Source organism: Streptomyces sp. NPDC030814 (genome assembly GCF_055572155.1).
The window spans coordinates 101,931-126,966 of record NZ_JBVIDX010000013.1 but is presented as its reverse complement, the minus strand read 5'-3'; the positions used below and the strand labels follow the sequence as shown (position 1 = coordinate 126,966).

The window sequence follows — 25,036 nt, the reverse complement described above, 5'->3', positions numbered from 1 at the left end:
AGATCGACTGGACGGCGATGCGGGTGGACAGGCTCTGTGGGCGCCTGGCGCAAACGACCACCTTCCGGCTGAGCCTCTTCGTGCCGAAGGCCATGCCCGATCCGGGCCGCGGCTCCTCCACGTAGTGGCACGCGTGTGGCACGGCCTCGAACACGACGAAGGGCCGGCCTGGGAGGAAACCCTCCTGAGCCGGCCCTTTTGCTGTGCGCCCGGCAGGATTCGAACCTGCGACACCCGCTTTGGGAGTTCGATCACCAGGGCCTCACAGCACTCGGAATCGCGGGATGGGAGGCTGTCGTCGGCTGCTCGGGGCTGCTGTTGTCCACCGTCGTTGATGCTCCCTGGAGGGGTGCCAGTGGATATGTTGGAGCTGATGGAGTGGCTGGCGGAGCGGGGAGTCACGACCGTGTTCAAGGCCGACGGTGACCGCCTGACCGAGCATAGGAAGGCGTGGATGGTCATCGTCAGTGGGGGGCCGCTTGGTGACGACTCGTTCTTCCGCGCGGACCTGGGTACGGCCGACGCGTGCCTTGACTCGTTGCTCGCTCACCTGGAGAGCAAGGGCTTGTCGCCGTTCGCATGACCGCGTCTCCTAGTGGTCGACGCGGCCACTCGATGCGAACTACGGGCGGGGAGGTCGCTGAGGTCTTCTGGGCTGACCAGGAACTCTGTGAGGGCTATTCACAGTCGCCGCCGGTCGCGGCGGTTGCTGTACTCCGCTGCTGTACGGCCCCGGCCCACACGGTGCCTCGACCAGAGAGTTGCATGCTCGCCTGGGCGAGCCACAGGGCATTGAGAACGATCAAGGATGTGGCCAACTCTTGCACCTGGGGGACGACGCCCCACAGGATGCAGACGATCACCGTGATCACGATGACTGACTGTGGGCGAGTTGACAGATGCTGGGTCACCCGAGGGAGACTCAAGTCGGACCTCCAAGGTTCCATGCCCACCTCTGCCGCTCTCGTTTGGTAGCCAGCGCGGCCGTGGTGGGCTTTCTTCATGACAGGAACCATGATGGCCGGCAGCGAAGCTGGACGCTGCGAGCGTGAAAACCCGCAATGTTGCGCTTTACGCCGACGTCCATGTCCGCGCCGAAGGACACTCAGCCCCACCCTGATGCATCTTCGAGGGCTCTGAACTGCGCGTTCTTCTTACGAGTCCTGCTTATACAGCCACTGACTGACACGTGGGGGAGCACTAGCCCCCGAAGAAGCGGCGCATGTCGGACATGACGCTTTCATTCTTTGCGAATGCTTTCCAAAGTGACGTAGACCTCCTACGCCATAAATGGCATTGAAGGTCGTTGGTTGCCGCATCCGCCGCCTGTTCAAGATCGTGAAACCTTGCGTGAAACCTACGAGGGGGATCGCGTCGCGGTCCGGGTCGTTGCCTCCTGGATGAGGCGCCGGAGTTCACTGGGGGTGGGCCACGGCGCGGCGCGGTGGATCATCCGGTGGCAGTTGGCACAGATCAGCGCGAGATCGCTGAGCCTGGTCCGGCCCTCGCCGGCTTCGTGCAAAGGCACGACGTGATGGCACTCGATGTATCCGGCGCCCCGTGGGCCGTACGTCGTCTCGAAGTCGAAGCCGCATGCCTCACAGGAGAGGCCGCGGCCCTGACGCAGCACGGCATCGATCTTCCTTTTGCGCAATCCCTTGTCCCGCTCGCGGCTCTTGTGGCGGCGTATCAGCAACCTGCCCTCGGGTGCGCTGTAGTCGTCTTCCTCCTCGGTCTCCGGCGGGAGGGTCTGGAATTCACCTGTGGTGAGGCCGTCCCTGATGTGCTGGGCTACCTTCGCCATGTCGGTCGGCCGGGCAAGGAAGTCGTTTAGGACTTCGATGTCGAGCGCGTTGCCGTTCGTGGGCTTCCCGCGGTAGTCCGGGTGGCGGGACGTGATGTCGACTGTCTTGCGAGCCACGCCGTTGGGGTTCCTGAAACGCTCGGTACGTACTTCTTCCGGGTGGATCGGCATGGTCCTCAGCAGCACAGACAGCTCGATCACGCGTGGGTCGTTGTACTCCAGTCGCTTCCAGCCGTTGGCCATGGCCAGGTCGCAGGCAAGGATGATCTCGTCGCGCGTCCAGTCGGGATCTCGCGACGAACGGATCACGAAGCCGAGTCGGGCGAGCCACCTGGCGGCGTGCGACCTTCCGCCGCTCAACTCATCCGACTCCAGCGCTCGGCCTTGATCGAACTTGTGGGCCACTCCGGCAATGGCCTTCGAGTCGTACGTCCGGTCCTCGTGTATCAGGAGGTATCCCGTCGCCGGCTTGTAGCCGTACTCGTCCAGGAACCGCTCACGGCCCCAATCGTCGTACTCGGCTATGGCCTTGAGGACACCGTCTCGGCTGATCGCACCTTTGCGCATGTCGGAAGGGTAGGCGTCACCACTGACAGTCCGTTAGACGTCCGTTCTCCTCAACCACCCCTCTCCCCAGCTCCCATCCCGTCTGCCGTCGACCCACACACCGTGGAGCGGGCGTGGTTCAGGGCGTCAAGGTGGAGCGCGCCACTGTACGAACGACCTTGACGCCCTGGGCCGCGGCTGCTCGGCTCTGCCTGGGTCGACGGCAGACGGGATGGGAGCCCCCGCACCAGCCACTCACGGCCGGCACCCGCGCACCGGTCCCCCCGCCATCTCGGAGCCTGAGCGCCCCCGCCGGAGGCTTGCTCGTAGCGTGGCTGTTCTGCACGGTGATCAACCCATGGCCCTCGGCCCTATCCACCTGTGGGCGCGCGTCGGCGTCGGCGGCGCCGAGCGGGCCGAAGGCAGGAGCGCGGGCGCGGCCAGAGCCGGGAAGCGCGCCCGGCGGAGCGGAGCGCAGCCGGGGCTTGATGAGGTAGAGAAACCTGTAACAGGTCGGGACCGTCGGTCGCAGGTGGGGTGGTCTTCGGCTGGGTCAGTTGGCGGCCATGGCGTCTCTGGATGTGCGGCGCCTCGTGCATGGGCAAGGCATCCGTGATGCGGACCGCGTTGGGCTCTCCCGTCACCGGAACGTCTGCTGGTGCCAAGCAGCTAGACAGCAGGCTGGTCCGTGGGGACGAGTCGGCTCGTGAACCCTTCGGCGCATAGGCGCTCGTACGCCTCGAGCACGTCATCCGGTACCGGCTGACTGATCATGAACCCTCGCTCGGGATAGATCAGCAACCGCTGAAGCGCACCCACAAGCATGTCGATGACCAGGCGGGCATCCCCGATGGAATCAACGTATTCCTCAAGCGTCATCGGAGTGGAGGCACTGACGAACTCCACCTCAGGCCACTCCTTGCAGGCCGTGGCGTATGCGCGCCTCTCTTCATACGGCTTGCTGATCAGGAGTACGGAGGACACATCCACGTGGGCGTCTTCGAGGACGGCCTTGGAGAAGCGGATGTTCTCGGCGGTATTGCGGGCGTGCGGCTCGACGAGTACCGCCGAGCTGGGTACGCCGAGTTCAAGGGCCCGCTCGCGGTAGTGGACCGCCTCACCCCTCGGCATGTGTGCACGCGTAGTCGGGCTGGTGGCTCCCGTGAACACAAGCAGGGGGACCAGGCCACGCTTGTACAGCTCTACCGCCGTATCGGCCACACCCAGGTCGTGACTGCCCAGGCCGATGGCCACTGAGCACGGCCGCAGGGTGTGGCCCATCTGGTGGTAGCTCCACAGGCGTCGCGTGTCGTCCCATGCCTGTGTCGAGATCATCACTGCCCCTTCTGGTCCCTCGCGGAGTCCGGAACCTTGAAGTCGTACTCCCAAGCGAAGCGCGACGCCGCATGCACACCGATGGCGAACTCGACCACTGTGCCAGAGGCCGTGTACGTCGTCCGATGCAGTTCAACCACAGGCTCACCCGGCGGCAACTGCAAGAGCTTCGCTTCGTCAGGCGTGGGCGCCCGGGCGAAAAGCTCCTCCTTCATGTGGTCGATCTCGTACCCCGCGTCGTACAGCACACGGAATCCGCCGCCGCGGCCGGCCGGGCCGGGTGTCGGGTCCACCAGCCTCGTCCCCTCGACATGCTCGGGCCGGTAGTAGCTGGTGAGGGTGTGGGTCGGCTGGTCGCCTTCTTTCACCAGCCGCGCACGCGCATATACCTCTGAGCCTTCAGGCAGTCCATGCGCAGCCGCGACCGCCGGTGGCGCTTCCACGCGACTGACAGTCTGGGTCTGCTCGTTCCGCCGGTAGCTTCGCCCGGAGGCAACGCGGTCCGCGATGAAGGCGACCTCGTCGCCATCCCGCCACTTCGCCTTGTCGTACCTGGCAATGCCGAGCCGCTTGAGCGGGACGCGTTGCCGCACAACGGTGCCGTGGCCACGAGACGACGTCACCAGGCCCTCGGCTTCGAGCGCCTTGTAGGCCTGATGAACGGTGGACTTGGAGCCCTCACCTGCCGCAACAAGCTCCCTGATCTGCGGAAGCTGCTGGCCCGGCGCGTACTCACCCGACTTGATCTGTGCAGCCAGCTTGTCGGCCAGCTCGCGCCACTTGGGCGTCATCGTTGCGCTCCTCTCTACAAGACCAAGTCAAGCACAGTCCCAGGACTGTTGACAGTCCTGGGACTGCGTGCCAAAGTCATCTCAAGCCGCTCGCAGTCCTAGGACAGCGGGGCTTGGAGGGCCTTCTTTGGGCTGCCTCCTAAGCATCGACACAGGGAGTGCTTCATGCCGTCCTTCAAGATCGACACTTCGACCGCTGTGGTGTTCGTGGCGACCGCCCCGGTGCCGAAGCTCGCGAACGCCAAGACCGGTGAGCGGGCCATGGACCGGGAGACCGGTGCGGCGCTGTCGACCGTGGGCCTGCTGGTCTCGGACGACGGGGAGGGGAACCTGTACCAGGTGACCATCCCGGAGACGGGTTACCCGGAGGGCCTGGCGCCGGGCATGCCGGTCAAGGTCATCGGGCTCAAGGCGCGTGACTGGGAGAACGAGTTCAACGGCCAGAAGCGGCACGGGATCTCGTTCCGCGCGGTCGCGATCACTGCGGCGGCCTGACCATGACCGACCTGTCGCCCTGGGTGGAACTGGGGACCGTGGCCGCCGGCGCCGGCGGGATCGGCTACGCGAAGGTGCGTGCTCCGCGTGCGTACTGGTCGCTGGTCGGTCTGCCGGTCACCTGGGGCCGGTTCACCTGGACCTACAGCTCGACCATGGAGGTGTGCGGGCTGACGGTGCAGCCGTCTCGCTTCCGCGCCTTCGTGGCCCGAAACATCGCCCGTGGTGAGGTGCGGCCGGTGGCGCCGAAGGTCCGCCGGGTGAGCCCGACCTCGACCGGTCTGCGGGTGACGCTCCGTCTCCCGGCCGGCCTGGAGCCCGCCGACATCGCCGCGTCCTGCGAGCGCCTGCGTCACGCCTGGGGTGTGCGCTCGGTGACCGTGGTGGAGACCAAGCCCGGCTTTGTGGAGCTGCGGATGACGGGCTATGACGTCCTGGCGCGGGTCCGTCTGCCGCGCAAGGCCCGGCCTCATGACCTGGTCGTCCCGGTTGCGCTGCGCGAGGACGGCACGGTCTTCGAGCGGAACTACCACGAAGTCCCGATGGCGCTGACTCTCGGGGCGACGCTGTCAGGGAAGTCGGTGTACCAGCGGAACCTGATCAAGGGGCTCGCGCAGTTGCCGGTGGGGCTGATCGGTATCGACTGCAAGCGCGGTGTCGAGCAGTCCCGCTACGCGCCGCGTCTGTCGGCCCTGGTCACGACCCCGGATGATGCCGCTCGCCTGATAGACGCGCTGGTGGCCGAGATGGAGGAGCGCTTCGATCTCCTCGCTCTGCATGGGGTGTCGGATCTGTGGGAGCTGCCCGAGCATCTGCGTCCGGTGCCGCTGGTCGTGCTGATCGACGAGATCGCCGAGTTGTTCATGGTGATCTCGAAGAAGGACGAACCGGCTCGCGACCGCACGGTCATGCAACTGGTGCGGCTGGGGCAGATGGCCCGTGCGATCGGAATCTACCTGGAGGTGTGCGGGCAGCGCTTCGGCTCCGACCTCGGCAAGGGCGCCACCGCCCTGCGTGCCCAGCTCACGGGCCGTGTGGTGCACCGCGTCAACGACAAGGCCAGCGCGGAGATGGGCTTGGGGGACATCTCCCCGGAAGCGGTCCTTGCGGCTACCTCGATCGCGGCGAACCGTCCCGGTACGGCGGTGGCCGGTGACACCTCCGGTGGCTGGTCCCGCATCCGCACCCCCGAGATCAGCCCGGCCGATGCGGCGGCGGTCTGCCAGGAGTTCGCGCACCTCACCCCGGATCTGCCGTTCCTCGCGCCGTTCCGGCCGGTCAGTCAGATCGTCGTGCCGCCGATGCCGGCCGTCCCGCCGCGCGTGCAGCCCCGCCCGGTCACCGAGTAGCACCCCCTGAACCCGCCGGGGCCGGGTGGCCAACCACACGCTCCCGGCCCGGCCCGATCCCCCGAAAGCGAGGTGAAGACTCGTGCCGCTCAAGATCCGGGCCGTCGTGCTCGTCCTGGCCGTGATCGCCGGCGCCCTGTCCTTCGCCCACCTGCACGACCTCGCCCAAGCCGCCGGCCAGACCGGATGGAAAGCCTGGGCCTACCCCGTATCCGTCGACCTGCTGCTGGTCTGCGTCCTGCACCGGCTCCGCGCCGACCGGTCCGTGACGGCCTGGTTCTGGTTCCTGATCGCCCTGGTCGCCTCGCTCGGTGCGAACGTCGCCACCGCCGGTGTCCTCGACCTCGAACACGTCCCGGCCTGGCTGCGCATCCTCGTCGCCGGCTGGCCCGCGCTGGCCTTCCTCGGCGGCACCCTCCTCGTCCACTCACCCAGCCCGACCGCCGGCCCGGCACCGGTCCCGCCAGACACCACCCCGGCCCCGGACATCGCCCCCGAACCCGCTTCGGCTCCCGTACCGGAGCCCGAGCCGCTCGCCCCGGCCGAACCCGTTCCGGCGCTGCCCCAAGCCCCGGCTCCCGCGCTGCCCCCGGCCCTCGTCGATCACGCACGCAAGGTCGCCGACGACCACCGCACCCGAACCGGCAGCGCCATCGACACCGCCACGCTGCGCGCCCGCCTCGGTATCCCCGAAGACCTCGCCGGCGCCATCGTCGCCCAACTCGCCTGACAGAAAAGGAGGCTCACCCATGCCCCACCGTCCGAACACCTTCTACGACGTGATCCGCATCGGTCCCGTCAAGGTCGGCTCCTTCTACAACGGACGCGGCCAGACCAAGCACACCGCCGCGTGCACCGCTCCGAAGTGCGGCTTCTCCACCGAGCACGGCGACCGGTCGGCGGCCGAACTCGCCGCCCGTACCCACCGCTGCACCGCCTGAGAGGAGGTGCCCTGATGCGACTGCCGGACGAACAGCGCCGCGCCGGACACATCCCCGCCGACCTGTACCGGCAGATCCCGCCCGGCACCGACGTACGCCGCGTGGTGATCGTGCAGGAAGCCCCGCGCAACTACACCGGCCCGATCCTGCTCACCCTCGCCGTCACCGCCGGCTCGGTCGTCGTGCTGCTGGTGATCGCGTACGTCGTCCCGATCGTCGCCGCCTCGGCGGTCTCGGTCCTCTCGGCCACCTGCGGCATCACCTACACGATCAACCGCACATCCAAAACCAAGAAGGGAATCTGACATGGGCATCTTCAGCAGGCGTCCCCACCCCGACGAGGACAGGCACATCGAAGAGGGCAAGCGTCGCGGCGCGCAGATCAACCGCGAGATCTACAGCCGGATCAAGAACGGCACGGCCACGAAGGACGACAAGCGCATCTGGAACGCCGGCCGCAAGCGCTCCGGCCGCATCAAGTAACGCCCTCCGGGGCGGCCTCTACCGCCAAGTATCCGCCGCCCCGGACGGCTCCACCCATCCAGATCCAAGGACCCGAAAGGGAAGCCCCATCATGCCTCAGCACGCCTCGAACACGCCCGTCTGCCGTGTCTGCGACGGCTTCGCCACCGCCGCCATCACCACCGGCGCCCGCCACCGCGACGGAACCCGCGCCACCCTCACCGTCGCCTGCCCGGCCTGCAAGGGCACCGGCCACGCCCACCGCGCCGCCCTCACCCGCGCCGGGCGGTGACCACGTGAAGAGCCTGACCACCTCGGCCCACATCGAGCCGGACACCCGTTTCCGCGTCACGCCCTTCGCGGACCGCACCACACCCTTCGTCAGCCTCCGCATCGAGGGCGTCTGCGTCGAGATCGCCCTGATTGCCTCGCTCGGGACCTCCGAGGCCCTGCGCAACCTCGCCGCCGCAGCGATCGAAGCCGCCGGCGCCCTGGACACCATGACCACCGACGCGCCGGAGGTGACCGGCCGTGTCTGACCTGACTCCCACCCCGGACCGTCCCGGCCTGCACGTGGCCGCCGAACCGATCTACCGGCGCCACGACGACCCCGCCCGCTGGTGGAACACCACCGCCTCCGCCCCGTCCGGCTCCTACACCTGCGGCACCTGCGGCGAGTCCGACTCGGCCACCGGCGGCCGTGACGTGGCCGCCCTGGTCGACGACTACACCGCCAACCACGGCCCGGCCCACCGCAAAGGAGGCAAGTGATGACGACCTCGCTGCGGGTCCTGGACCTGTTCTCCTGCTCGGGCGGGGCCGGCTGGGGCTACCACCTCGCCGGGTTCACGGTCGACGGCTGCGACATCGCCGACCGCCCCCGCTACCCCTTCGCCTACCACCAGGGCGACGCGCTCGAATACCTCGCCCACCTGATCGACACGGGCGAGATCGAACGCTACGGCCTCGTGCACGCCTCCCCGCCCTGCCAGGCCGGCTGCGCCCTGACCGTGGGCACCAACACCTCTCAGGGCTGGGGCAGTGCACACACCGACCTCGTCGCGCCCACACGGGACCTGCTCGACAAGACCGGACTGCCCTACGTGATCGAACAACCCAACGGCCGGGCCCAGATCCGCAAAGACCTGTCCCTGTGCGGCGAGATGTTCGGCCTCGCCGTCCTGCGCCACCGCAACTTCGAACTCGGCCGCTGGTCCACCGCCCGACCGCCCCACCCCAAGCACCGCGGCTACGTCCGCGGCCACCGCCACGGCGTCCACCGCGACGGCCCCTACGTCGCCGCCTACGGCAACGGCGGCGGCAAGGCCACCGTCCCGGAGATGCAGCACGCCATGGGCATCACGTGGACCGACGTGCGCGAGGAACTCACCGAAGCGATCCCGCCCGCCTACACGCGGTGGATCGGCACCGCCTTCCTCACCGCCCGCCAGGAGGTGTTGGTGTGACCGACACCGCCACCCCGGCGGGACTCGACCCGGCCACCCTCGCCGACGTGCTCAGGGTGGCCGGCTCGGCCGACTTCGACCGCTGGCAGGAACAGATCCGCCGCACCGGCGGCTGCTCCGACCCCATCCGACTCACCGGCGGCACGAAGACCATCGACCCCGCCACGAAGACCGTCCTGCACTACTACAACACCGACGAGGAACCGGGCGGCATGCTCCGCGTCGCCTGCGGCAACCGCCGCGCCTCGCGCTGCCCGGCCTGCGCCTGGACCTACGCCGGCGACACCTACCACCTCATCCGCGCCGGCCTCACCGGCGACCCCGCCAAAGGCACCCCCCAGACCGTCCGTGACCACCCCCGCGTGTTCGCCACCCTCACCGCGCCCTCCTTCGGCCCCGTCCACAACCGCCCCGGCAACCGGCCCTGCCGCTGCGGTGTCCGTCACACGGAAGACGATCCCGCTCTCGGTACGGCCCTCGACCCCGCCTCGTACGACTACGCGGGCGCCGTGCTGTGGAACAACCACGCCTCCGAGCTGTGGCGCTACTTCACGATCTACCTCCGCCGCGAGATCGCCAAGCGGGCCGGCCTCACCCAGAAGGACGCCCGCGAACAGTCCCGCATCTCCTTCGGCAAGGTCGCCGAATACCAGAAACGCGGAGCCGTGCACTTCCACGCCGTGATCCGCTTCGACGGCCCCGACGGGCCCGACAGCCCACCCCCGCACTGGGCAAGTGTCGGCCTGCTCACCGCCGCGATCCACGCCGCTGCCGCTCGCGTCGCCGTCGACGTGCCCCCGGCCGGCGAACAGCCCGCCCGCACGCTGCGCTGGGGCACCCAACTCGACGTGCAGCCCATCGGAGCCTTCGGCAACGGCGAAGACATCACCGAACAGGCGGTGGCCTCCTACGTCGCCAAGTACGCCACCAAAGCGGCCGAGACCACCGGCACCATCGACCGCCGCATCGGCAACAAAGAAGCCCTCGCCCTGCTCGACGTGCCCGACCACCCACGCCGGCTCATCGCCGCCTGCCTCGACCTCCACCCGCTCTACCCGGACCGCAAGCTCCGCGACTGGGCACACATGCTCGGCTTCCGCGGCCACTTCTCCACCAAGTCCCGCCGCTACTCCACCACCCTCGGCGCCCTCCGCCAGACCCGCGCCGACTACCGCGCCGCACAACAACGCGCCGCCCTCGGCCTGCCCCACCCCGACGACACCCCGGAGGCAACCACGCTCACCCTCGCCCACTGGACCTACGCCGGCCACGGCCACACCCCCGGCGAATCCTGGCTCGCCGCCAACATCCACCGCGACATCCAACACAACCGCGAGATCGCTCGCGAAGAACGGCACAACCAACTCGCCCTGGAAGGAGCCGCCGTATGACCACCACTGTGATCGAACGGAAGTGGTACACCACGCAGGAGGTCGCCGAGATGCTCGGCTACGGCCTCTCCAAGACCAAGATGTTGGTGCTCACCGGCGAGATCCGTTCCATCAAGGACGGCCGCAACCGCCGCATTCTGCCTCGGTACGTAGACGAGTACGTCGAACGCCGTGCCCAGGAAGCGGAAGCGGGGTGGTCGGCTTGAGCGGCAAGCGTGGCAACGGTGAGGGCTCTATCTATCCGTACAAGAACGGCTTCGCCGCCTACGCCTGGGTGACCACGCCCGAGGGCAACCGCAAGCGGAAGTACGTCTACGGCAAGACCCGCGAAGATGTCCACGACAAGTGGATCAAGCTGCACGCCGAAGCCAAGCAAGGCCCGGTCGTCACGTCCTCGCCGACGCTCGCGCAGTACCTCGCCCGGTGGCTCAAGGAGGTCGTCACGCCCGACCTGAAGCCCAAGACCGCCGAGACGTACGCGATGCACGTCCGTCTCTACATCACCCCAGGGTTGGGCTCCAAGCGGCTCGACAAGCTCTCTGTGCGGGACGTGAGGAACTGGGTGAACAGCCTCCTGGAAGAGTGCCAGTGCTGTGCCCAGGGACTTGACGCCAAGCGGGACAAGCCCCGCTGCTGTGCTGCCGGTGACTGCTGCGAACGCGTGCCGTCCCGCCGTACTGTCCAGGATGCCCGCGCCGTCCTGCGGTCGGCCCTGACCAATGCCATGACCGAGGAACTGATCACGAAGAACGTGGCGGCCCTGGTCAAGGTGCGGTCGGCCCGGAAGAAGAAGCGGCATCCGTGGTCGGTCGAAGAAGCTCGGCAGTTCCTCGAAGCGGCCAGCGCTGCACATGACCCGCTGTACGCGGCGTACGTACTGATCCTGGTCCTCGGCTTCCGACGCGGCGAGGTGCTGGGGCTCACCTGGGAAAACGTCAACCTGGACGCGGGGGAGATCACAGTGCAGATGCAGCTTCAACGGATCAACCGGCGCTTGGTCCACGACGAGACCAAGACCGAAGCGTCCTCGGCCACACTGCCACTTCCAGAGATCTGCGTCGCCGCCCTTCAGCGCAGGCAGAAGGAACGGGAGTTGGCGAAGCAGTCGGCTGGCGAGCTGTGGGTGGACTCCGACTTCGTGTTCACAACGCGCTGTGGCACGCCCTTCGAACCACGCAACTTCAACCGCCGGTTCGTCGACCGTTCCGCCCGTGCCGGCGTCCGCCGAATCCGGCTCCACGACACCCGGCACACGTGCGGTTCGCTCCTGGCCGCCCTCGACGTGCACCCTCGGGTCGCGATGCAGATCCTTCGGCACAGCAAGATCGCGGTGACCATGGAGGTGTACACGCACGTCCCGTCGGAAGCCACCCGCCGGGCACTGCGTAAGCTCGGCAAGCACCTCGGGAAGCAAGATCCGGAGTAGTTGCTGTACTTCGCTGCTGTACGACATGCCAAAGCCCCGGTCGGGAGATCCCTACCGGGGCTTTGAGCTGCGTGGACCTGAGGGGATTTGAACCCCTGGCCCCCTCGATGCGAACGAGGTGCGCTACCGGACTGCGCCACAGGCCCTTGCAACGAGTGAAACTCTAGCATCCCCATCCGGCTGCTTGGAAATCCGTTCCCGGTGGGCCGCCGATCCACTCCCGGCCGCCTCGTGGCTGGTCAGGGAGCGGGAGGAGCGGGGTGCCCGCAGTCACTCGTTGGCCGCCCGGGGGCGGTCGCCGTCCTCGTACTGGTCGAAGAGCGGTGTGCGCCCCCGCTCGCGGGAGCGGCGTGCGGACGCCGCTCGGCGGGCGTCGGAGCGGCCGCCGTCGGGGGCATCCGCGGACTCGGCGGGCGCGGCGTCGGCCGGGTCCTCCTCGGCGGCGGGCTCCGACTCCGCCTCCCGTGCGCCCGTGTGCGGGTCGGCCGCGCTGGAGCGCGCGGAGCTCCACGCGTCCGGTGCGCCGAGGTCGACCCCGGAGGTGGCCCGGGGGGCGACCGGCGCGGTCACGTAGGTCGGGAGCGGCACGGGGACCGGGTCCCAGCTCTCGCCCTGGCCGGGCTTGCGCTGCCGTTCGCGCTGCTGGTCGATCCACTCGGCGTGGTCGGTCTGCTCGACGAGGGCGCGGCGGTCGGCCGCGAGGGCGTTCAGGTCCGGCCTGGTCTCCTCACTCTCTGGCCCGTCCTCCGGTTCGTCGGCGTCCACCGCTTCGGGCACCGGCCGCCGCCGGGGCTGCCGCTCTCGCAGCTGCTGTGCCGCCGCCTCGGCCCGCCGCCGGTCCATGACGTACGCGAACCGCTTCCGCTCCTGGCGGCGCAGATGCGCGATGTACGCGCTCAGCAGCACCGCGGGGACGGCGGGCGCCCACAGGAGGGCGAGTCCGCCGACCGCGGCGACCACCGCGCCGAGGGTGAAGGCGAGGAAGAGCAACATCGTCGTACGCCGCCGGCGCGCGAGCGCCTTCGAGCGCCGGGCCCGCGCCAGGGCCTCCGCCGAGCCCGCCCGGCGTGCGCCCGCCTTCCGCTTGCCCGACGGCGAAGGGGAGGGCGAGGACGACGCCGAGGACTTCGCGCGGGCGGCGCCCGGCGCCCCGGGCGACCCCTGGGGGGCCATCGGCCTGCCCGCGCCGCCCTGCTGCGGCACCGGCTTCCCCTGCGGCGCGGCCTTGCCCTGGGGTGCCGGTTTCCCCGGCTGCTGCTGCGCCTGCCGGGGGGGCTGCGGTGACTCACCCCGCTCCACCGGGAGTTGGGCCTTCGTGTGCGCCCGGTGCGGGGGCATGGCGAAGGCCCGGACGTCCACCGAGTCGGTGACGTCGTCCGGGTCGGCGTCGGGCTCCCCCTCCTCGGCGGAGCGCGCCCGCAGGTCCTTGGCGTATCGGCGCTCCATGCCCGCCCGTCCGGAAAGCAGCCGGATGGCGGTGCTGAAGCGTTCCGTCGGACGGGCTTCGTTCAGCTCGTCCTGCCTACGGAGCCACATCGGCACCAAGTAGGCGGCCCAGGCCCCGACGATGACTGCGTAGATGAGGCCGCTGCTGCTCACGCTCACACCGTAGAGGGGTTTGCATGGGGCCATCTGCCAATTGGGCCGGTGTGTCGCACGATCTGGCTGATATTTCGAGCTTTTTTTGTGACCGATCCGATCAGCTGGCCGCCGAGAGCGGCAATTTCATGCATCGAGAGCGAATCGAGTACGCACCGAGAAGGCGTCGACCCGTTCAACTCGATCGCCGACCGATCAACTTTCTTCGAACAAATATTTCATTTATGAGGGCTGTCCCGGCTGGCCCGCGTCCGATCCGGCGTTCCGCGTGTTCCGCGCCTCCCGCGCCCGTTCGCGCTGCCAGCGACCGAGCAGCCCCTCGGGGACCTCTTCGGCGGTGAGCGCGAAGACCAGATGGTCACGCCAGGCACCGTCGATGTGAAGATATCGTGGACGAAGCCCTTCCTCACGGAATCCGAGTTTCTCCACCACCCGTCGGCTGGGCCGGTTCTCGGGACGAATGCAGACCTCGATGCGGTGCAGCCCGACGGTTCTGAAGCAGTGGTCGACGACGAGCGCCACCGCTGTCGGCATCACCCCGCGCCCGGCCACCGACTCGTCGATCCAGTAGCCGACGTGCCCGGAACACATCGAGCCCCAGGTGATCCCCGCGACCGTCAACTGCCCGACGAGCCGCCCCCGGTACTCGATGACGAAGGGCAGCATCCGGCCCGCGTTCGCCTCCGCCCGCAGATGCCGGACCATCTGACGGTACGTCGGCCGGTGCGCGATGGGCCCGCTCGGGGTGGGCGGCGGGATCGTCGCCTCCCAGGGCCGCAGCCAGTCCCGGTTGCGCCGGTTGACCTCACGCCAGGCCCGCTGGTCGCGCATCCTTATGGGCCGGAGGACCACATCGCCGTCCACCAGCACTACGGGCCAGGATGGGCTGTTCAGCTCGCACCCCCATGGGGTCCGGAGGGTCGCTCGTGGTCCCCGGCGACGAAGGCGCCCCCGCCGCCGGCCGGCCTCGGGTGGTCCCCGCCGCGGATCTGGTCGACGGCATGGGTCAGCAGCGGTTCCAGGACGGCCAGACCGTCGCGGACGCCGCCGGTGGAGCCCGGCAGGTTGACGATCAGGGTCCGGCCGGCGACTCCGGCGAGGCCCCGCGAGAGCGCCGCCGTGGGTACCTTGTCCCGGCCGTACGCCCGGATCGCCTCGGGGATGCCGGGCACCTCGTGGTCGAGGACCGCACGGGTGGCCTCGGGGGTGCGGTCGGTGGGCGAGATGCCGGTACCGCCGGTGGTCACGATCACGTCGTACCCCGCGTCCACGCCCGCGCGCAGCGCCGCCTCCACGGGGTCGCCGTCGGGCACCACCTGGGGCCCCTCCACGGCGAATCCGAACCGCGCCAGCCCCTCGGCGATCAGGGGGCCGCCCTTGTCCTCGTAGATCCCGGCGGAGGCCCGGTTGGAGGCGGTCACCACCAGGGCGCGGTAGGCGGCGACGGCCTCTCCGAGGGAGGGGTGCGCGGCCGACCCGTGCACGGCAATGTCCGTCGGCGGGTGCGGGGCGCCGTCCGTCGCCGGGTGCGGGGTGTCGCTCATGACCGGATCCAGTCGCCCGACTTGCCGCCCGTCTTCTCCTCGACCCGTACGTCCGTGATGACCGCTCCCTTGTCCACGGCCTTGACCATGTCGATCACGGTGAGCGCGGCGACGGAGACGGCGGTGAGGGCCTCCATCTCGACGCCCGTGCGGTCCGTGGTCTTGACGGTGGCCAGGATCTCGACGGCGTCGTCCGCGACCGTCAGATCCAGCTTGACCCCCGACACGGACAGCGGATGACAGAGCGGGATGAGATCGGGGGTGCGCTTGGCACCCATGATCCCGGCGATGCGCGCGGTGGCGAGGGCATCACCCTTGGGAACGCCCTCGCCGCGCAGCAGTTCGACCACCTTCGGTGAGACCAGGACACGGCCGCTGGCGCGGGCGGTGCGCGCGGTCACGTCCTTCCCGGAGACGTCGACCATGCGCGCGGCGCCCGCCTCGTCGATGTGGGTCAGTCGGTCCTGCGGCGTACTCATCGTGGTGTGGCGCTCCCGGTCGGGGCCCGTCGCGGTGCGGCGCGCGGCTTGTTGTGCGCGACACGGTACGCCACCCTCGGCGGTTCGGCCGAGCAGGACCGCTGCGGCCGCGGATCACCTCCGCGAGACCTCAGCCCAGCAGGACGACCTCGACCTCCGTGCCGGGCTCCACGGACTCGGCGGCCTCCGGGATCACGATCAGCGCGTCGGCCCGCGCCAGGGCCGCGACCAGGTGCGATCCGGCGCCGCCCACGGGGGTGACCTGTCCGTCGGCGTACGTGCCCCGCAGGAACTGCCGACGCCCGGCGGGTGAGGTCAGCGCCTTCGGTGCCAGGAGGGTCGCCGTGGTCGTCGGACGGTGCACGTCCTCGAGACCCATCAGGGTGCGGATGGCGGGCCGGACGAACAGCTCGAAGGAGACGTACGACGACACCGGGTTGCCCGGAAGGGCGAGCAGCGGGGTGTGGTCGGGGCCGATGGTGCCGAACCCCTGGGGCTTGCCGGGCTGCATGGCGAGCTTGCGGAACTCGACGCCGGCGCCCTCCTCGTCCTCGTCGGCGACGGACTCCAGGGCCTCCTTGACGACGTCGTACGCCCCCACGCTGACCCCGCCGGTGGTGACCACGAGGTCGGCGCGGACCAGTTGGTCGTCGATGGTGGCGCGGAGGGTCTCGGCGTCGTCGGCGACGGCCCCCACACGGTAGGCGATGGCGCCGGCGTCGCGGGCGGCGGCGGTGAGGGCGAAGCTGTTGGAGTCGTAGATCTGGCCGCCGGCCAACTGCTCGCCCGGCGGGATCAGTTCACTGCCGGTGGAGAGCACCACCACACGGGGGCGCGGGCGGACGCGTACCGACGCCCGGCCGATGGCGGCGAGCAGCCCGATCTGCGGCGGGCCGAGGACCGTGCCCGCCGCGAGGGCGCGCTCTCCGGCCTTCACGTCGCTGCCCTTCGCGCGTACGTGCGCGCGGGCCTCGGCGGCGCGGTGGACGGCGACCTGGCCGGTGGCGTCGTCGGGGCTCGCGCTGCGGGCGCGCATCCCGGAGACGGGACCCTCACCGAGGCCGCCGTCGGTCCACTCCACGGGGACCACGGTCTCGGCGCCGGGCGGCAGGGGGGCGCCGGTCATGATGCGGGCGGCCTCGCCGGGGCCCACATGGGGCTGCTCGGCCGCGCCCGCCGCCACGTCCCCGACGACCGTGAGCACGGCCGGGAACTCCTCGCTCGCGCCCGCGATGTCCGCGACCCGCACCGCGTACCCGTCCATGGAGCTGTTGTCGAACGGCGGCAGCGACACCGGCACCGTGACGTCCTCGACCAGGACGCAGCCCTGGGCGTCGAGGAGCTGCAGCTCGATGGGTTCCAGGGGGCGGACGGCGGCGAGGACGTCCTCCAGGTGTTCGGTCACCGACCACAGGTGGTCCCGGCCGGTGGCGCGGGTCGCGGCGCTGCTCAAAGTGGCTACATCTCCTCGGCTACGAAACTGCGGAGCCAGGTCCGGAAGTCCGGGCCCAGGTCTTCACGTTCGCACGCGAGTCTGACAATGGCACGCAGGTAGTCGCCACGGTCCCCGGTGTCATAGCGGCGGCCCTTGAAGACGACTCCGTGCACGGGGCCGCCGACCTTCTCGTCCGCGGCGAGCTGCTGGAGGGCGTCGGTGAGCTGGATCTCGCCGCCGCGGCCCGGCTCGGTCTTGCGCAGGACCTCGAAGATCTGCGGGGCGAGGACGTAGCGGCCGATGATCGCGTAGTTCGACGGGGCGTCGGCGGGGTCGGGCTTCTCGACCATGCCCGTCACCTTGACGACGTCGCTGTCCGCTGTGCCCTCGACGGCGGCGCAGCCGTAGAGGTGGATCTGCTCGGGGGCGACCTCCATGAGTGCGATGACGCTGCCGCCGTGCTGTTCCTGGACCTCGACCATGCGCTGGAGGAGCGGGTCGCGGGGATCGATGAGGTCGTCGCCGAGGAGGACCGCGAAGGGCTCGTTCCCCACGTGGGGGGCGGCGCACAGGACGGCGTGACCGAGGCCCTTGGGGTCGCCCTGACGGACGTAGTGGATGGTGGCGAGGTCGCTGGACTCCTGGACCTTGGCGAGCCTGCTGCCGTCGCCCTTCTTCTGCAAGGCCGACTCGAGCTCGTGGTTGCGGTCGAAGTGGTCCTCGAGGGGGCGCTTGTTGCGTCCGGTGATCATCAGGACGTCGTCGAGCCCCGCCGCCGCGGCCTCTTCGACCACGTACTGGATCGCCGGCTTGTCCACGACCGGCAGCATCTCCTTCGGAGTGGCTTTGGTGGCCGGGAGAAAGCGAGTACCGAGACCCGCGGCGGGAATGACAGCCTTACTGATCCTGGGGTTCGCCTCAGTCATGTCCGCAACCATATCCGGTGCCTTTATGAAGATTCTGTGGCTCCGGTTAATTCGCTCTCATATGAGCAGATTAGAAGGGTACTGGGGCAACCTGTGAGTCAGATGGGTCGCGAAGCGGAGCCTCCCAAGCGAACGTTGCGCAGAGAGTTCCTCGCGGTGAGGAACGGGTTGACGGACGATGACGTCGGGAGGACGGCGCACGCCCTCGCCACCCGGGCCCTCGAGCTGCCCGAGCTGGCGCACGCGCGCACGGTGGCGGCGTATGTCTCCGTGGGGCGCGAACCCGGCACCCTCGCGCTCCTCGACGCGCTCCGCGCCCGCGGCGTGCGCGTCCTGCTGCCGGCGCTCCTGCCGGACAACGACCTCGACTGGGGCATGTACGAGGGGGAGGACTCCCTCACGCTCGTGCGGCACGGCGGCGGGCGTATGGCCCTCCTGGAGCCCGCCGGTGAGCACCTCGGCCCCGACGCCGTGACCACCGCCGACGCCGTTCTCCTCCCCGGGCTCGCCGTGGACGCGCGGGGGATGCGGCTGGGCAGGGGCGGCGGCTCGTACGACCGCGTCCTGGCGCGCCTGGAGCGCGCGGGCGCCGATCCGGCTCTGGTGGTGCTCCTGTACGACACGGAGGTCGTGGACCGGGTCCCCGAGGAACCGCACGACCGTCCGGTGCACGCGGCGGTGACACCTTCGGGGGTGCGCCGCTTCCGGTGACCGGGCATTCGCGGTGACCGGACATTCACGGTGACCGGACGCTCGCGCGGCCGGACGTGAAAGCGGCCCCCACGCGTGCGTGGGGGCCGCTTTCGTGATCAGTCGGTCACGGCTTCAGCAGCAGCGTGTCGCTCGTGTCCTCCTGGACCGCCTTGTCCGAGAAGGACCAGGCGAGCAGTTCGCCCTTGACCCACTTGTCGGTCTGGTCCGTGTAGTGCGCGTGGTACGCGTGCCCGGACGCACCGGTGAGGTTGATCCACTTGGACTTGTCGAGGTTCCCGAGGTTCACGATCATCCGCATCGACGGCACCCACACGACCTCGTAGCCGCCCGCCGCGTTCCAGCCGGTGGCGTTGACGGTGGCCTCGCCGCCGCCGAGTTTCCACGGGCCGCGGTTGAGCATGTACTTCAGGAAGCCGGGGCCCTCGGTGCCGAGCGTCTGGTTCTTCAGGAACAGGCGGTGCAGCCGGCCCCAGCTCCAGGTGTCGATGTCCTTGCCGAGCTTGGCGGTCAGCTCCCAGCGGGCGTCGCGCATGGCCCGCGCGAACAGCTCGTCACGGGTGTCCACGGCCTTCTGGGTGCGTGTCTTCGGGGTCGACCACCAGGCGTTGTCCTGGTCGTCGATGATCCGGCGGACCACCTCGAACCAGCGGTCGCCGCCGTCCGGCTGGGCCTGGTCGGCGTCGCGCCTGCCACATTCGCGCACCCGCCGGTCCTCGTCGGCGGGCCCGGTGCTGTCGACCGGCTCGACCGACAGGCACTGGCCCTTGACCCGCAGCTCCTTGGGCAGCTTGTTGCCGAAGGCGAGCTTGAGGACGTTGCGCCAGACGGAGTTGAAGTACGCGGCGGCCGCCGAGTCGGCGTCCTGGGTGTAGTCCCAGCCCTCCAGGAGCTTCTGCGCCTCGCGGACGTGCTTGTCCTCGACGTCGATCTTCAGCAGCAGCGGCACCAGCAGCTTGGCGATCTCGCTGCTGTTGTCCATCTGCATCTGGCGCATGTCCTCGGTGGAGATCTTCCCGCCGCCCTTGATCTTCGACTCGATCAGGCTGCTGATGCGCTGCGCGCGCGTGCCGTAGCCCCAGTCGGTGGTGAGCGTGTACGGGTACTTCTCGTCGACGACGGCCTGGTTGGCGGTGACGATGTAGCCGCGGTCCGGGTCGTACTCGAAGGGCAGTTCGTCCTGGTCGATGTAGCCGTTCCAGCGGTACCGGACGTCCCAGCCCGGCGCGGGCACCGAACCGTCGCCCTTGCCGCGGGTGGGGATCTTCCCGGGCAGCTGGTAGCCGATGTGGCCCTCGGTGTCGGCGTAGATCAGGTTCTGCGAGGGCACGTCGAACAGGGCGGCGGCCTTGCGGAAGCCGTTCCAGTCGGCGGCCCTGTTCATCGCGAAGACGGCGTCCATGGTGGTGCCGGGGTCGAGCGCGGTCCAGCGCAGGGCGATGCCGTAGCCGTCGCCGCGGTCGGGGGCGTCCCGGTCGACGGTGGCCTTCCTGCCGACCTGGACGAGTTCGCTGCTGCGGTCGGACAGCAGGGGCCCGTTGTTGGTGGTGCGGACGACGATCTTCTTGTCGGAGCCGCCCGCGACCTGGATGGTCTCCTCGCGGGTCTCGAACGGCAGTACCTTGCTGCCGAACTGGTAGCCGTCGCCGGTGAGCTTCTCCAGGTACAGGTCGGTGACGTCGACGCCGGAGTTGGTCATGCCCCAGGCGATGTTCCGGTTGTGCCCGATGACCACGCCGGGCATCCCGGCGAAGGTGTAGCCGGAGACGTCGTACTGGCACTTCTGGGAGACGGACTTGCAGTGCAGGCCCATCTGGTACCAGACGGAGGGCAGCGCGGCCGACAGGTGCGGGTCGTTGGCGAGCAGCGGCTTGCCGGTGATGGTGTGACTGCCGGCGACGACCCAGGAGTTGGAGCCGATGCCGTTGCCGTTCACGCCGACGGCCTCGGGCAGGTCCTCCAGGACGTCGTAGAGGCCCGTCAGCTGGGTCTGGACGGCCGAGGAGCCGGAGGAGGCGCCTGCGGTTCCCGTGCCCGTCCCGGTGCCGCCGGTGCCCGTCCCGGTCCCCGTGCCGCCGGTGCCGGTGCCGCCCGTGCCTGTTCCGCCCGTGCCCTGCGTGGAGCCGCCGGCGGTCTGCGAGGTCCCCGAGCCGTCCGTCCAGGTCTCGGTGAGCTCGTCGTACGCGCCCTCCTGGACGATCGCCTTGTTCCGGCCGTACGGGTACTGCGGGTACAGGTCGGCGATCTGCTTGGGGCCGAGGCGGCTGGTCATCAGGGCGCGGTCGATCTCGTCCTGCATGTTGCCGCGCAGGTCCCAGGCCATGGCCTTCAGCCAGGCCAGGGAGTCGACCGGGGTCCATTCCTCGGGCTGGTAGTCGTTGGCGAAGCCGAGCGCCGCGTACTCCAGGGAGATCTCCTCGCCGTCCTTGCCGGCGAGGTAGGCGTTGACCCCCTTGGCGTACGCGTCGAGGTACTTCTTGGCCTCGGCCGAGAGCTTGGACTTGTACTCCTCCTCGGCGACGCGGTGCCAGCCGAGGGTGCGCAGGAACTCGTCGTTGTCGACCTGGCCCTCGCCGAACATCTCCGCGAGGCGGCCGGCCGTCATGTGACGGCGCACGTCCATCTCGTAGAACCTGTCCTGCGCCTGGACGTAGCCCTGCGCCATGAACAGGTCCGCGTCGGAGGAGGCGTATATCTGCGGGATCCCGTAGCCGTCACGCTTGACGTCGACCGGGCCGGAGAGGCCCTGCAGGGTTATGGAGCCCTTGGTCTGCGGGAACGAGGCGCGGACGGTGCTGATGGACCAGAACGCCCCGAAGCCGAAGCCGCCGGTGAGGGCCAGAACCAGGACGATCAGGAGAAGGCGTACTTTGCGCCCCTTCTTCCTGCCGGACTTGCCGGACTGCTGGCCGGAGGAGGCGGTGGTGTTGGGGGGCATCGCTGTCCTTGCTGTCCTAACACGAGCGGCAGGTCGGGCTGTGCTTTGTACTGAACGCTGGAGCAACCATAGGCGCAGGGCCCGACACCACTTGACGCGGAGTCGGGAACTGGCACGGACGGACGCTCGATCATGCACTCGCAAGCGTCAAGAAATCGTCAAGAGTTAGGTAAGGTAACGAAGTACTTGCACTGAAGTAACCCCGCCAACACGGTTCCCGTGATCGGCTTCGCATGCCCTCACGCGCACGTGCCCACTTCAGGTGCTCGGCAGCACAGCACCTGGCACCACGTGCGGTTCGGCGAGAAAGGTACGACCCTCTGACTGTCCACGACCTCAACCAGCTCCTGCTCCTCTGCTCGCTCGTCCTCCTGGTCGCGGTGGCCGCGGTCCGCATCTCGTCGCGCAGCGGGCTCCCCAGCCTGCTCGTCTACCTGGGCATCGGCATCGCCATGGGTCAGGACGGCATCGGGGACATCCACTTCGACAACGCCGAACTGACCCAGGTCATCGGCTACGCGGCCCTCGTCGTGATCCTGGCGGAGGGCGGCCTCGGCACGAAGTGGAAGGAGATCAAGCCGGCCCTGCCGGCCGCCAGCACACTGGCGCTGGTCGGAGTCGCGGTGAGTGTCGGTGTCACGGCCGCGGGTGCGCACTACCTGGTCGGGCTGGAATGGCGGCAGTCGCTCATCATCGGCGCGGTGGTGTCCTCCACGGACGCGGCCGCGGTCTTCTCCGTGCTGCGCAAGATCCCCCTGCCCGCGCGGCTGACGGGCACCCTGGAGGCCGAGTCGGGCTTCAACGACGCCCCGGTGGTCATCCTCGTCGCCGCGCTCTCCACGGCCGGACCGGTCGAGCACTGGTACGTGCTGATCGGCGTGATAGCCCTGGAGCTGGCGATCGGCGCCGCCATCGGCATCGCGGTGGGCTGGCTGGGCTCCTGGGGCCTCAGGCACGTGGCCCTGCCCGCCTCCGGTCTCTACCCGATCGCCGTCATGGCGATCGCCGTCACCGCCTACGCGGCCGGCGCGCTCGCCCACGGCAGCGGCTTCCTCGCCGTCTACCTGGCCTCCATGGTGCTCGGCAACGCCAAGCTGCCGCACTGGCCGGCCACCCGGGGCTTCGCCGAGGGCGTCGGCTGGATCGCGCAGATCGGCATGTTCGTCCTGCTCGGCCTGCTCGTCACCCCCCACGAGATGGGCGACGACATCTGGCCGGCGCTCGTCATCGGCCTGGTGCTGACCATGGTGGCGCGACCGCTGAGCGTCGTCGTGGCCCTGGTGCCGTTCCGGATCCCGTGGCGCGAGCAGGCGCTGCTGTCGTGGGCCGGCCTGCGCGGCGCGGTGCCCATCATCCTGGCGACCATCCCCATGGTGAGCGGCGTCGAGGGCAGCCGCCGGATCTTCAACATCGTCTTCGTGCTGGTCGTGGTCTACACCCTGGTCCAGGGGCCGACCCTGCCCTGGCTGGCCCGCAAGCTGCGGCTGGGCGGCAGCGGCGACGAGGCCGCCGACCTCGGCATCGAATCGGCGCCCCTGGAGCGGCTGCGCGGCCATCTGCTGTCCGTCGCCATCCCGGAGAAGTCCCGGATGCACGGCGTCGAGGTCAACGAGCTGCGGCTGCCCGCGGGCGCGGCCGTCACCCTCGTGGTCCGTGACGGCACGTCCTTCGTGCCCCTGCCGACGACCGTGCTGCGCCGCGGCGACGAACTCCTCGTCGTCGCCACCGACCCCGTCCGCGACAGCGCGGAGCGCCGTCTGAGGGCCGTGGGCCAGGGCGGCAAGCTGGCCGGATGGCTGGGCACGGGCAACGGCAACGGCGGATCCGGCCGTTAAGAACAGATTTCGAACCGTTCACACCATCCGGATTCAGAGGCCCGGCCGCCGACAGTGCTCATTTTCACAGGTGAACCGCCGGTTCCCCCTGTACGATGAAGGCGCACTTGATCGGACCAACTCTGCCTGACGCAGAGCTGGCGCGACCGTATGGCGGCCGGATCGCCCCCTTCCGTGGGCGCCGGCATCTACCGCAGTAGCGCAAGAGGACAGCTCTCGGCGCCCGGCCCCCGCGACGGGGGACCGCGCTACCAGGCGGCGGAAAGGCACGGGCCGTGGCATCCACGGTCACCTCGAAGACGTCCCGCCCGGGATACGGGCAGCTGCTGCGCACCCGCGGCGCGTGGACGTTCCTCCTCCCCGGCTTCGCGGCACGCCAGCCGTTCGCGATGCTGACCCTCTCCCTCGTGCTGCTGGTGCAGCACACCACCGGCTCGTACGGGGCGGCCGGCGCCGTCGCCGCCGTCACCGGTGTGTCCATGGCGCTGTTCGCCCCGTACAGCGGCCGTCTCGCCGACCGCTACGGCCAGCGCGCGGTGCTGCTTCCGGGCATCCTCGTCCACGGCGCGGCGGCCCTCTCCCTGACGGCCCTGGCGCTCGCCCACGCCCCCCTGTGGGCGCTGTTCGCGGCCGCCGTGCCGACCGGCGCCTCGGTGCCGCAGATCGGGCCCATGGTGCGGGCCCGCTGGGGCGTCAGACTCAAGGACTCGCCCCTGATGTCCACCGCGGCGGCCTTCGAGTCCGTCACGGACGAGCTGACCTTCGTCCTCGGCCCGCTGCTGGCGACCGCCCTGTGCACGGCCGTGCACCCGGCCGCCGGTCTGCTCACCGAGGCCACGCTCACGCTGATCGGCGGGCTGCTCTTCGCCGCGCAGCGAGGCACCCAGCCCAAGGTCGTACCCGCGGCCCACGCACGCGTGGAGCGGGTCTCCGCGCTGTCGGTCCCCGGAGTGCGGGTCCTGATCGTCGCCTTCCTGGGCATCGGCTCCGTCTTCGGCGGCATGCAGGTCTCGCTCGCCGCCTTCAGCGAGTCGATCGGCGAACCCGGCATGAACGGCGTCCTGTACGGCGTCTTCGCCGCCGGCAACATGCTGTCCGGCATCGTCTGCGGCGCGATCGCCTGGAAGGCGACCCCCCGGCGGCGCCTGATCGCCGGGTACGCGGCGCTCGCGCTCGTGGCCTGCGCCCTGTGGACCGCCGACTCGGTGGTCGTGCTCGCCGGCCTGGGGCTCCTGGTCGGCATGTGCATCGCGCCCGCGCTGATCACCGGCTACACGCTGGTGGAGAGCCTCGTTCCGGCGGGTGCCCGCACGGAGGCGTTCACCTGGCTGACCGGCGCGGTCGCCCTCGGTCAGGCGGCCGCCGTCACGGCAGCCGGCCAGCTGGAGGACCGGCTGTGGGGCGGCGCCGGATTCCTGGTGCCGATGGCCGGTACGGCACTGGCGCTGGTGACCCTGGTGGCGCTGCGTTCACGGCTGGTGGGACGGCCCCGGAGCCGTACCGTCGCGCGTGTCGTCGGTCACCGAGTGCCGGTGACAGTGGACTGATGGCCAGGGAATAGGT

28 protein-coding genes and 1 tRNA gene are annotated in these 25,036 nt (G+C 69.7%); 17 read left to right on the top strand and 12 right to left on the bottom strand.

Annotated elements, in window-relative coordinates; genetic code table 11:
• Window positions 1-373: 373 nt before the first annotated feature.
• Window positions 374-583, top strand: coding sequence for a hypothetical protein (locus ACZ43N_RS26350; RefSeq protein ID WP_468100875.1), 210 nt, complete (start codon window positions 374-376; stop codon window positions 581-583).
• A gap of 94 nt (window positions 584-677) precedes the next feature.
• On the opposite strand, the gene ACZ43N_RS26345 is transcribed toward ACZ43N_RS26350, so the two are convergent.
• The 4 genes from ACZ43N_RS26345 to ACZ43N_RS26330 all read right to left on the bottom strand — a co-directional run bounded on the left by ACZ43N_RS26345 (window position 678) and on the right by ACZ43N_RS26330 (window position 4,476).
• Window positions 678-872 (bottom strand): hypothetical protein, encoded by a 195-nt coding sequence (locus ACZ43N_RS26345; protein WP_468100873.1) that lies wholly within the window; start codon window positions 870-872, stop codon window positions 678-680.
• 485 nt (window positions 873-1,357) lie between these two features.
• Window positions 1,358-2,371, bottom strand: coding sequence for an HNH endonuclease (locus ACZ43N_RS26340; RefSeq protein ID WP_468100872.1), 1,014 nt, complete (start codon window positions 2,369-2,371; stop codon window positions 1,358-1,360).
• 648 nt (window positions 2,372-3,019) lie between these two features.
• Complete coding sequence (locus tag ACZ43N_RS26335; protein WP_468100870.1) at window positions 3,020-3,685, bottom strand: YdcF family protein; 666 nt, start codon at window positions 3,683-3,685, stop codon at window positions 3,020-3,022.
• Window positions 3,685-4,476, bottom strand: a complete 792-nt coding sequence (locus ACZ43N_RS26330; RefSeq protein ID WP_468100868.1) for a GntR family transcriptional regulator — start codon at window positions 4,474-4,476, stop codon at window positions 3,685-3,687. Before ACZ43N_RS26330 ends, ACZ43N_RS26335 begins: the two co-directional genes overlap by 1 nt.
• A 165-nt stretch (window positions 4,477-4,641) precedes the next feature.
• Here ACZ43N_RS26330 and ACZ43N_RS26325 point away from each other — a divergent pair, with 165 nt between their 5' ends.
• The 13 genes from ACZ43N_RS26325 (at window position 4,642) to ACZ43N_RS26265 (ending at window position 12,006) form a co-directional block, all read left to right on the top strand.
• Entirely contained in the window at window positions 4,642-4,971 is a 330-nt protein-coding gene (locus ACZ43N_RS26325; protein WP_055517977.1) for an SCO3933 family regulatory protein, read from the top strand.
• Window positions 4,972-4,973: 2 nt separating this feature from the next.
• Window positions 4,974-6,320, top strand: coding sequence for an FtsK/SpoIIIE domain-containing protein (locus tag ACZ43N_RS26320; protein ID WP_468100865.1), 1,347 nt, complete (start codon window positions 4,974-4,976; stop codon window positions 6,318-6,320).
• Window positions 6,321-6,402: 82 nt separating this feature from the next.
• Window positions 6,403-7,050: a DUF2637 domain-containing protein gene (locus tag ACZ43N_RS26315; RefSeq protein WP_468100863.1), complete on the top strand. Its 648-nt coding sequence runs from the start codon at window positions 6,403-6,405 to the stop codon at window positions 7,048-7,050.
• Window positions 7,051-7,069: 19 nt separating this feature from the next.
• Window positions 7,070-7,261 carry a mobile element transfer protein gene (locus ACZ43N_RS26310; RefSeq protein ID WP_468100862.1) on the top strand — a complete coding sequence of 64 codons (192 nt, stop codon included), beginning with the start codon at window positions 7,070-7,072 and terminating at the stop codon, window positions 7,259-7,261.
• Between the two features lie 14 nt (window positions 7,262-7,275).
• On the top strand, window positions 7,276-7,566 hold the full coding sequence (locus ACZ43N_RS26305; RefSeq protein ID WP_468100860.1) for a hypothetical protein: 291 nt from the start codon (window positions 7,276-7,278) through the stop codon (window positions 7,564-7,566).
• A 1-nt stretch (window position 7,567) separates the two neighbouring features.
• Window positions 7,568-7,744 (top strand): hypothetical protein, encoded by a 177-nt coding sequence (locus ACZ43N_RS26300; protein WP_468100857.1) that lies wholly within the window; start codon window positions 7,568-7,570, stop codon window positions 7,742-7,744.
• Between the two features lie 91 nt (window positions 7,745-7,835).
• Window positions 7,836-8,015, top strand: coding sequence for a hypothetical protein (locus ACZ43N_RS26295; RefSeq protein WP_468100855.1), 180 nt, complete (start codon window positions 7,836-7,838; stop codon window positions 8,013-8,015).
• A gap of 4 nt (window positions 8,016-8,019) precedes the next feature.
• Entirely contained in the window at window positions 8,020-8,262 is a 243-nt protein-coding gene (locus ACZ43N_RS26290; protein WP_468100853.1) for a hypothetical protein, read from the top strand.
• Window positions 8,255-8,494 carry a hypothetical protein gene (locus ACZ43N_RS26285; RefSeq protein ID WP_468100852.1) on the top strand — a complete coding sequence of 80 codons (240 nt, stop codon included), beginning with the start codon at window positions 8,255-8,257 and terminating at the stop codon, window positions 8,492-8,494. Before ACZ43N_RS26290 ends, ACZ43N_RS26285 begins: the two co-directional genes overlap by 8 nt.
• Window positions 8,494-9,189, top strand: coding sequence for a DNA methylase (locus ACZ43N_RS26280; RefSeq protein WP_468100851.1), 696 nt, complete (start codon window positions 8,494-8,496; stop codon window positions 9,187-9,189). Before ACZ43N_RS26285 ends, ACZ43N_RS26280 begins: the two co-directional genes overlap by 1 nt.
• The gene (gene repSA / locus ACZ43N_RS26275) at window positions 9,186-10,580 is read left to right on the top strand and encodes a replication initiator protein RepSA (RefSeq protein ID WP_468100849.1); all 1,395 of its coding nucleotides are present in this window, start codon (window positions 9,186-9,188) and stop codon (window positions 10,578-10,580) included. The genes ACZ43N_RS26280 and repSA overlap by 4 nt, the downstream gene beginning before the upstream one ends.
• Window positions 10,577-10,786: a helix-turn-helix domain-containing protein gene (locus ACZ43N_RS26270; RefSeq protein WP_055519974.1), complete on the top strand. Its 210-nt coding sequence runs from the start codon at window positions 10,577-10,579 to the stop codon at window positions 10,784-10,786. The genes repSA and ACZ43N_RS26270 overlap by 4 nt, the downstream gene beginning before the upstream one ends.
• Window positions 10,774-12,006, top strand: a complete 1,233-nt coding sequence (locus ACZ43N_RS26265) for a site-specific integrase (RefSeq protein WP_468100847.1) — start codon at window positions 10,774-10,776, stop codon at window positions 12,004-12,006. Before ACZ43N_RS26270 ends, ACZ43N_RS26265 begins: the two co-directional genes overlap by 13 nt.
• Window positions 12,007-12,078: 72 nt before the next feature.
• Here ACZ43N_RS26265 and ACZ43N_RS26260 read toward each other — a convergent pair.
• The 7 genes from ACZ43N_RS26260 to galU form a co-directional block, all read right to left on the bottom strand.
• Window positions 12,079-12,152 (bottom strand) — tRNA-Ala (locus ACZ43N_RS26260).
• 124 nt (window positions 12,153-12,276) lie between these two features.
• Window positions 12,277-13,605, bottom strand: a complete 1,329-nt coding sequence (sepX, locus tag ACZ43N_RS26255) for a divisome protein SepX/GlpR (protein WP_468100845.1) — start codon at window positions 13,603-13,605, stop codon at window positions 12,277-12,279.
• Window positions 13,606-13,827: 222 nt separating this feature from the next.
• Window positions 13,828-14,475 (bottom strand): GNAT family N-acetyltransferase, encoded by a 648-nt coding sequence (locus tag ACZ43N_RS26250; RefSeq protein WP_468100844.1) that lies wholly within the window; start codon window positions 14,473-14,475, stop codon window positions 13,828-13,830.
• A 20-nt stretch (window positions 14,476-14,495) separates the two neighbouring features.
• Complete coding sequence (locus tag ACZ43N_RS26245) at window positions 14,496-15,089, bottom strand: MogA/MoaB family molybdenum cofactor biosynthesis protein (protein ID WP_468100974.1); 594 nt, start codon at window positions 15,087-15,089, stop codon at window positions 14,496-14,498.
• Between the two features lie 56 nt (window positions 15,090-15,145).
• Complete coding sequence (moaC, locus tag ACZ43N_RS26240) at window positions 15,146-15,628, bottom strand: cyclic pyranopterin monophosphate synthase MoaC (protein ID WP_468100842.1); 483 nt, start codon at window positions 15,626-15,628, stop codon at window positions 15,146-15,148.
• A gap of 130 nt (window positions 15,629-15,758) precedes the next feature.
• On the bottom strand, window positions 15,759-17,081 hold the full coding sequence (gene glp / locus ACZ43N_RS26235; RefSeq protein WP_468100841.1) for a molybdotransferase-like divisome protein Glp: 1,323 nt from the start codon (window positions 17,079-17,081) through the stop codon (window positions 15,759-15,761).
• A gap of 5 nt (window positions 17,082-17,086) precedes the next feature.
• Window positions 17,087-17,989: a UTP--glucose-1-phosphate uridylyltransferase GalU gene (galU, locus tag ACZ43N_RS26230; protein WP_468100839.1), complete on the bottom strand. Its 903-nt coding sequence runs from the start codon at window positions 17,987-17,989 to the stop codon at window positions 17,087-17,089.
• Window positions 17,990-18,091: 102 nt separating this feature from the next.
• On the opposite strand from galU, the gene ACZ43N_RS26225 reads away from it, so the two are divergent.
• Window positions 18,092-18,700 carry a 5-formyltetrahydrofolate cyclo-ligase gene (locus ACZ43N_RS26225; RefSeq protein WP_468100837.1) on the top strand — a complete coding sequence of 203 codons (609 nt, stop codon included), beginning with the start codon at window positions 18,092-18,094 and terminating at the stop codon, window positions 18,698-18,700.
• 106 nt (window positions 18,701-18,806) lie between these two features.
• Here ACZ43N_RS26225 and ACZ43N_RS26220 read toward each other — a convergent pair whose 3' ends face one another.
• On the bottom strand, window positions 18,807-21,638 hold the full coding sequence (locus ACZ43N_RS26220) for a penicillin acylase family protein (RefSeq protein WP_468100836.1): 2,832 nt from the start codon (window positions 21,636-21,638) through the stop codon (window positions 18,807-18,809).
• 233 nt (window positions 21,639-21,871) lie between these two features.
• Here ACZ43N_RS26220 and ACZ43N_RS26215 point away from each other — a divergent pair, with 233 nt between their 5' ends.
• Both ACZ43N_RS26215 and ACZ43N_RS26210 read left to right on the top strand, forming a co-directional pair.
• On the top strand, window positions 21,872-23,473 hold the full coding sequence (locus ACZ43N_RS26215) for a potassium/proton antiporter (RefSeq protein ID WP_468100834.1): 1,602 nt from the start codon (window positions 21,872-21,874) through the stop codon (window positions 23,471-23,473).
• Between the two features lie 275 nt (window positions 23,474-23,748).
• Entirely contained in the window at window positions 23,749-25,020 is a 1,272-nt protein-coding gene (locus tag ACZ43N_RS26210; RefSeq protein ID WP_468100832.1) for an MFS transporter, read from the top strand.
• Window positions 25,021-25,036: the final 16 nt, after the last annotated feature.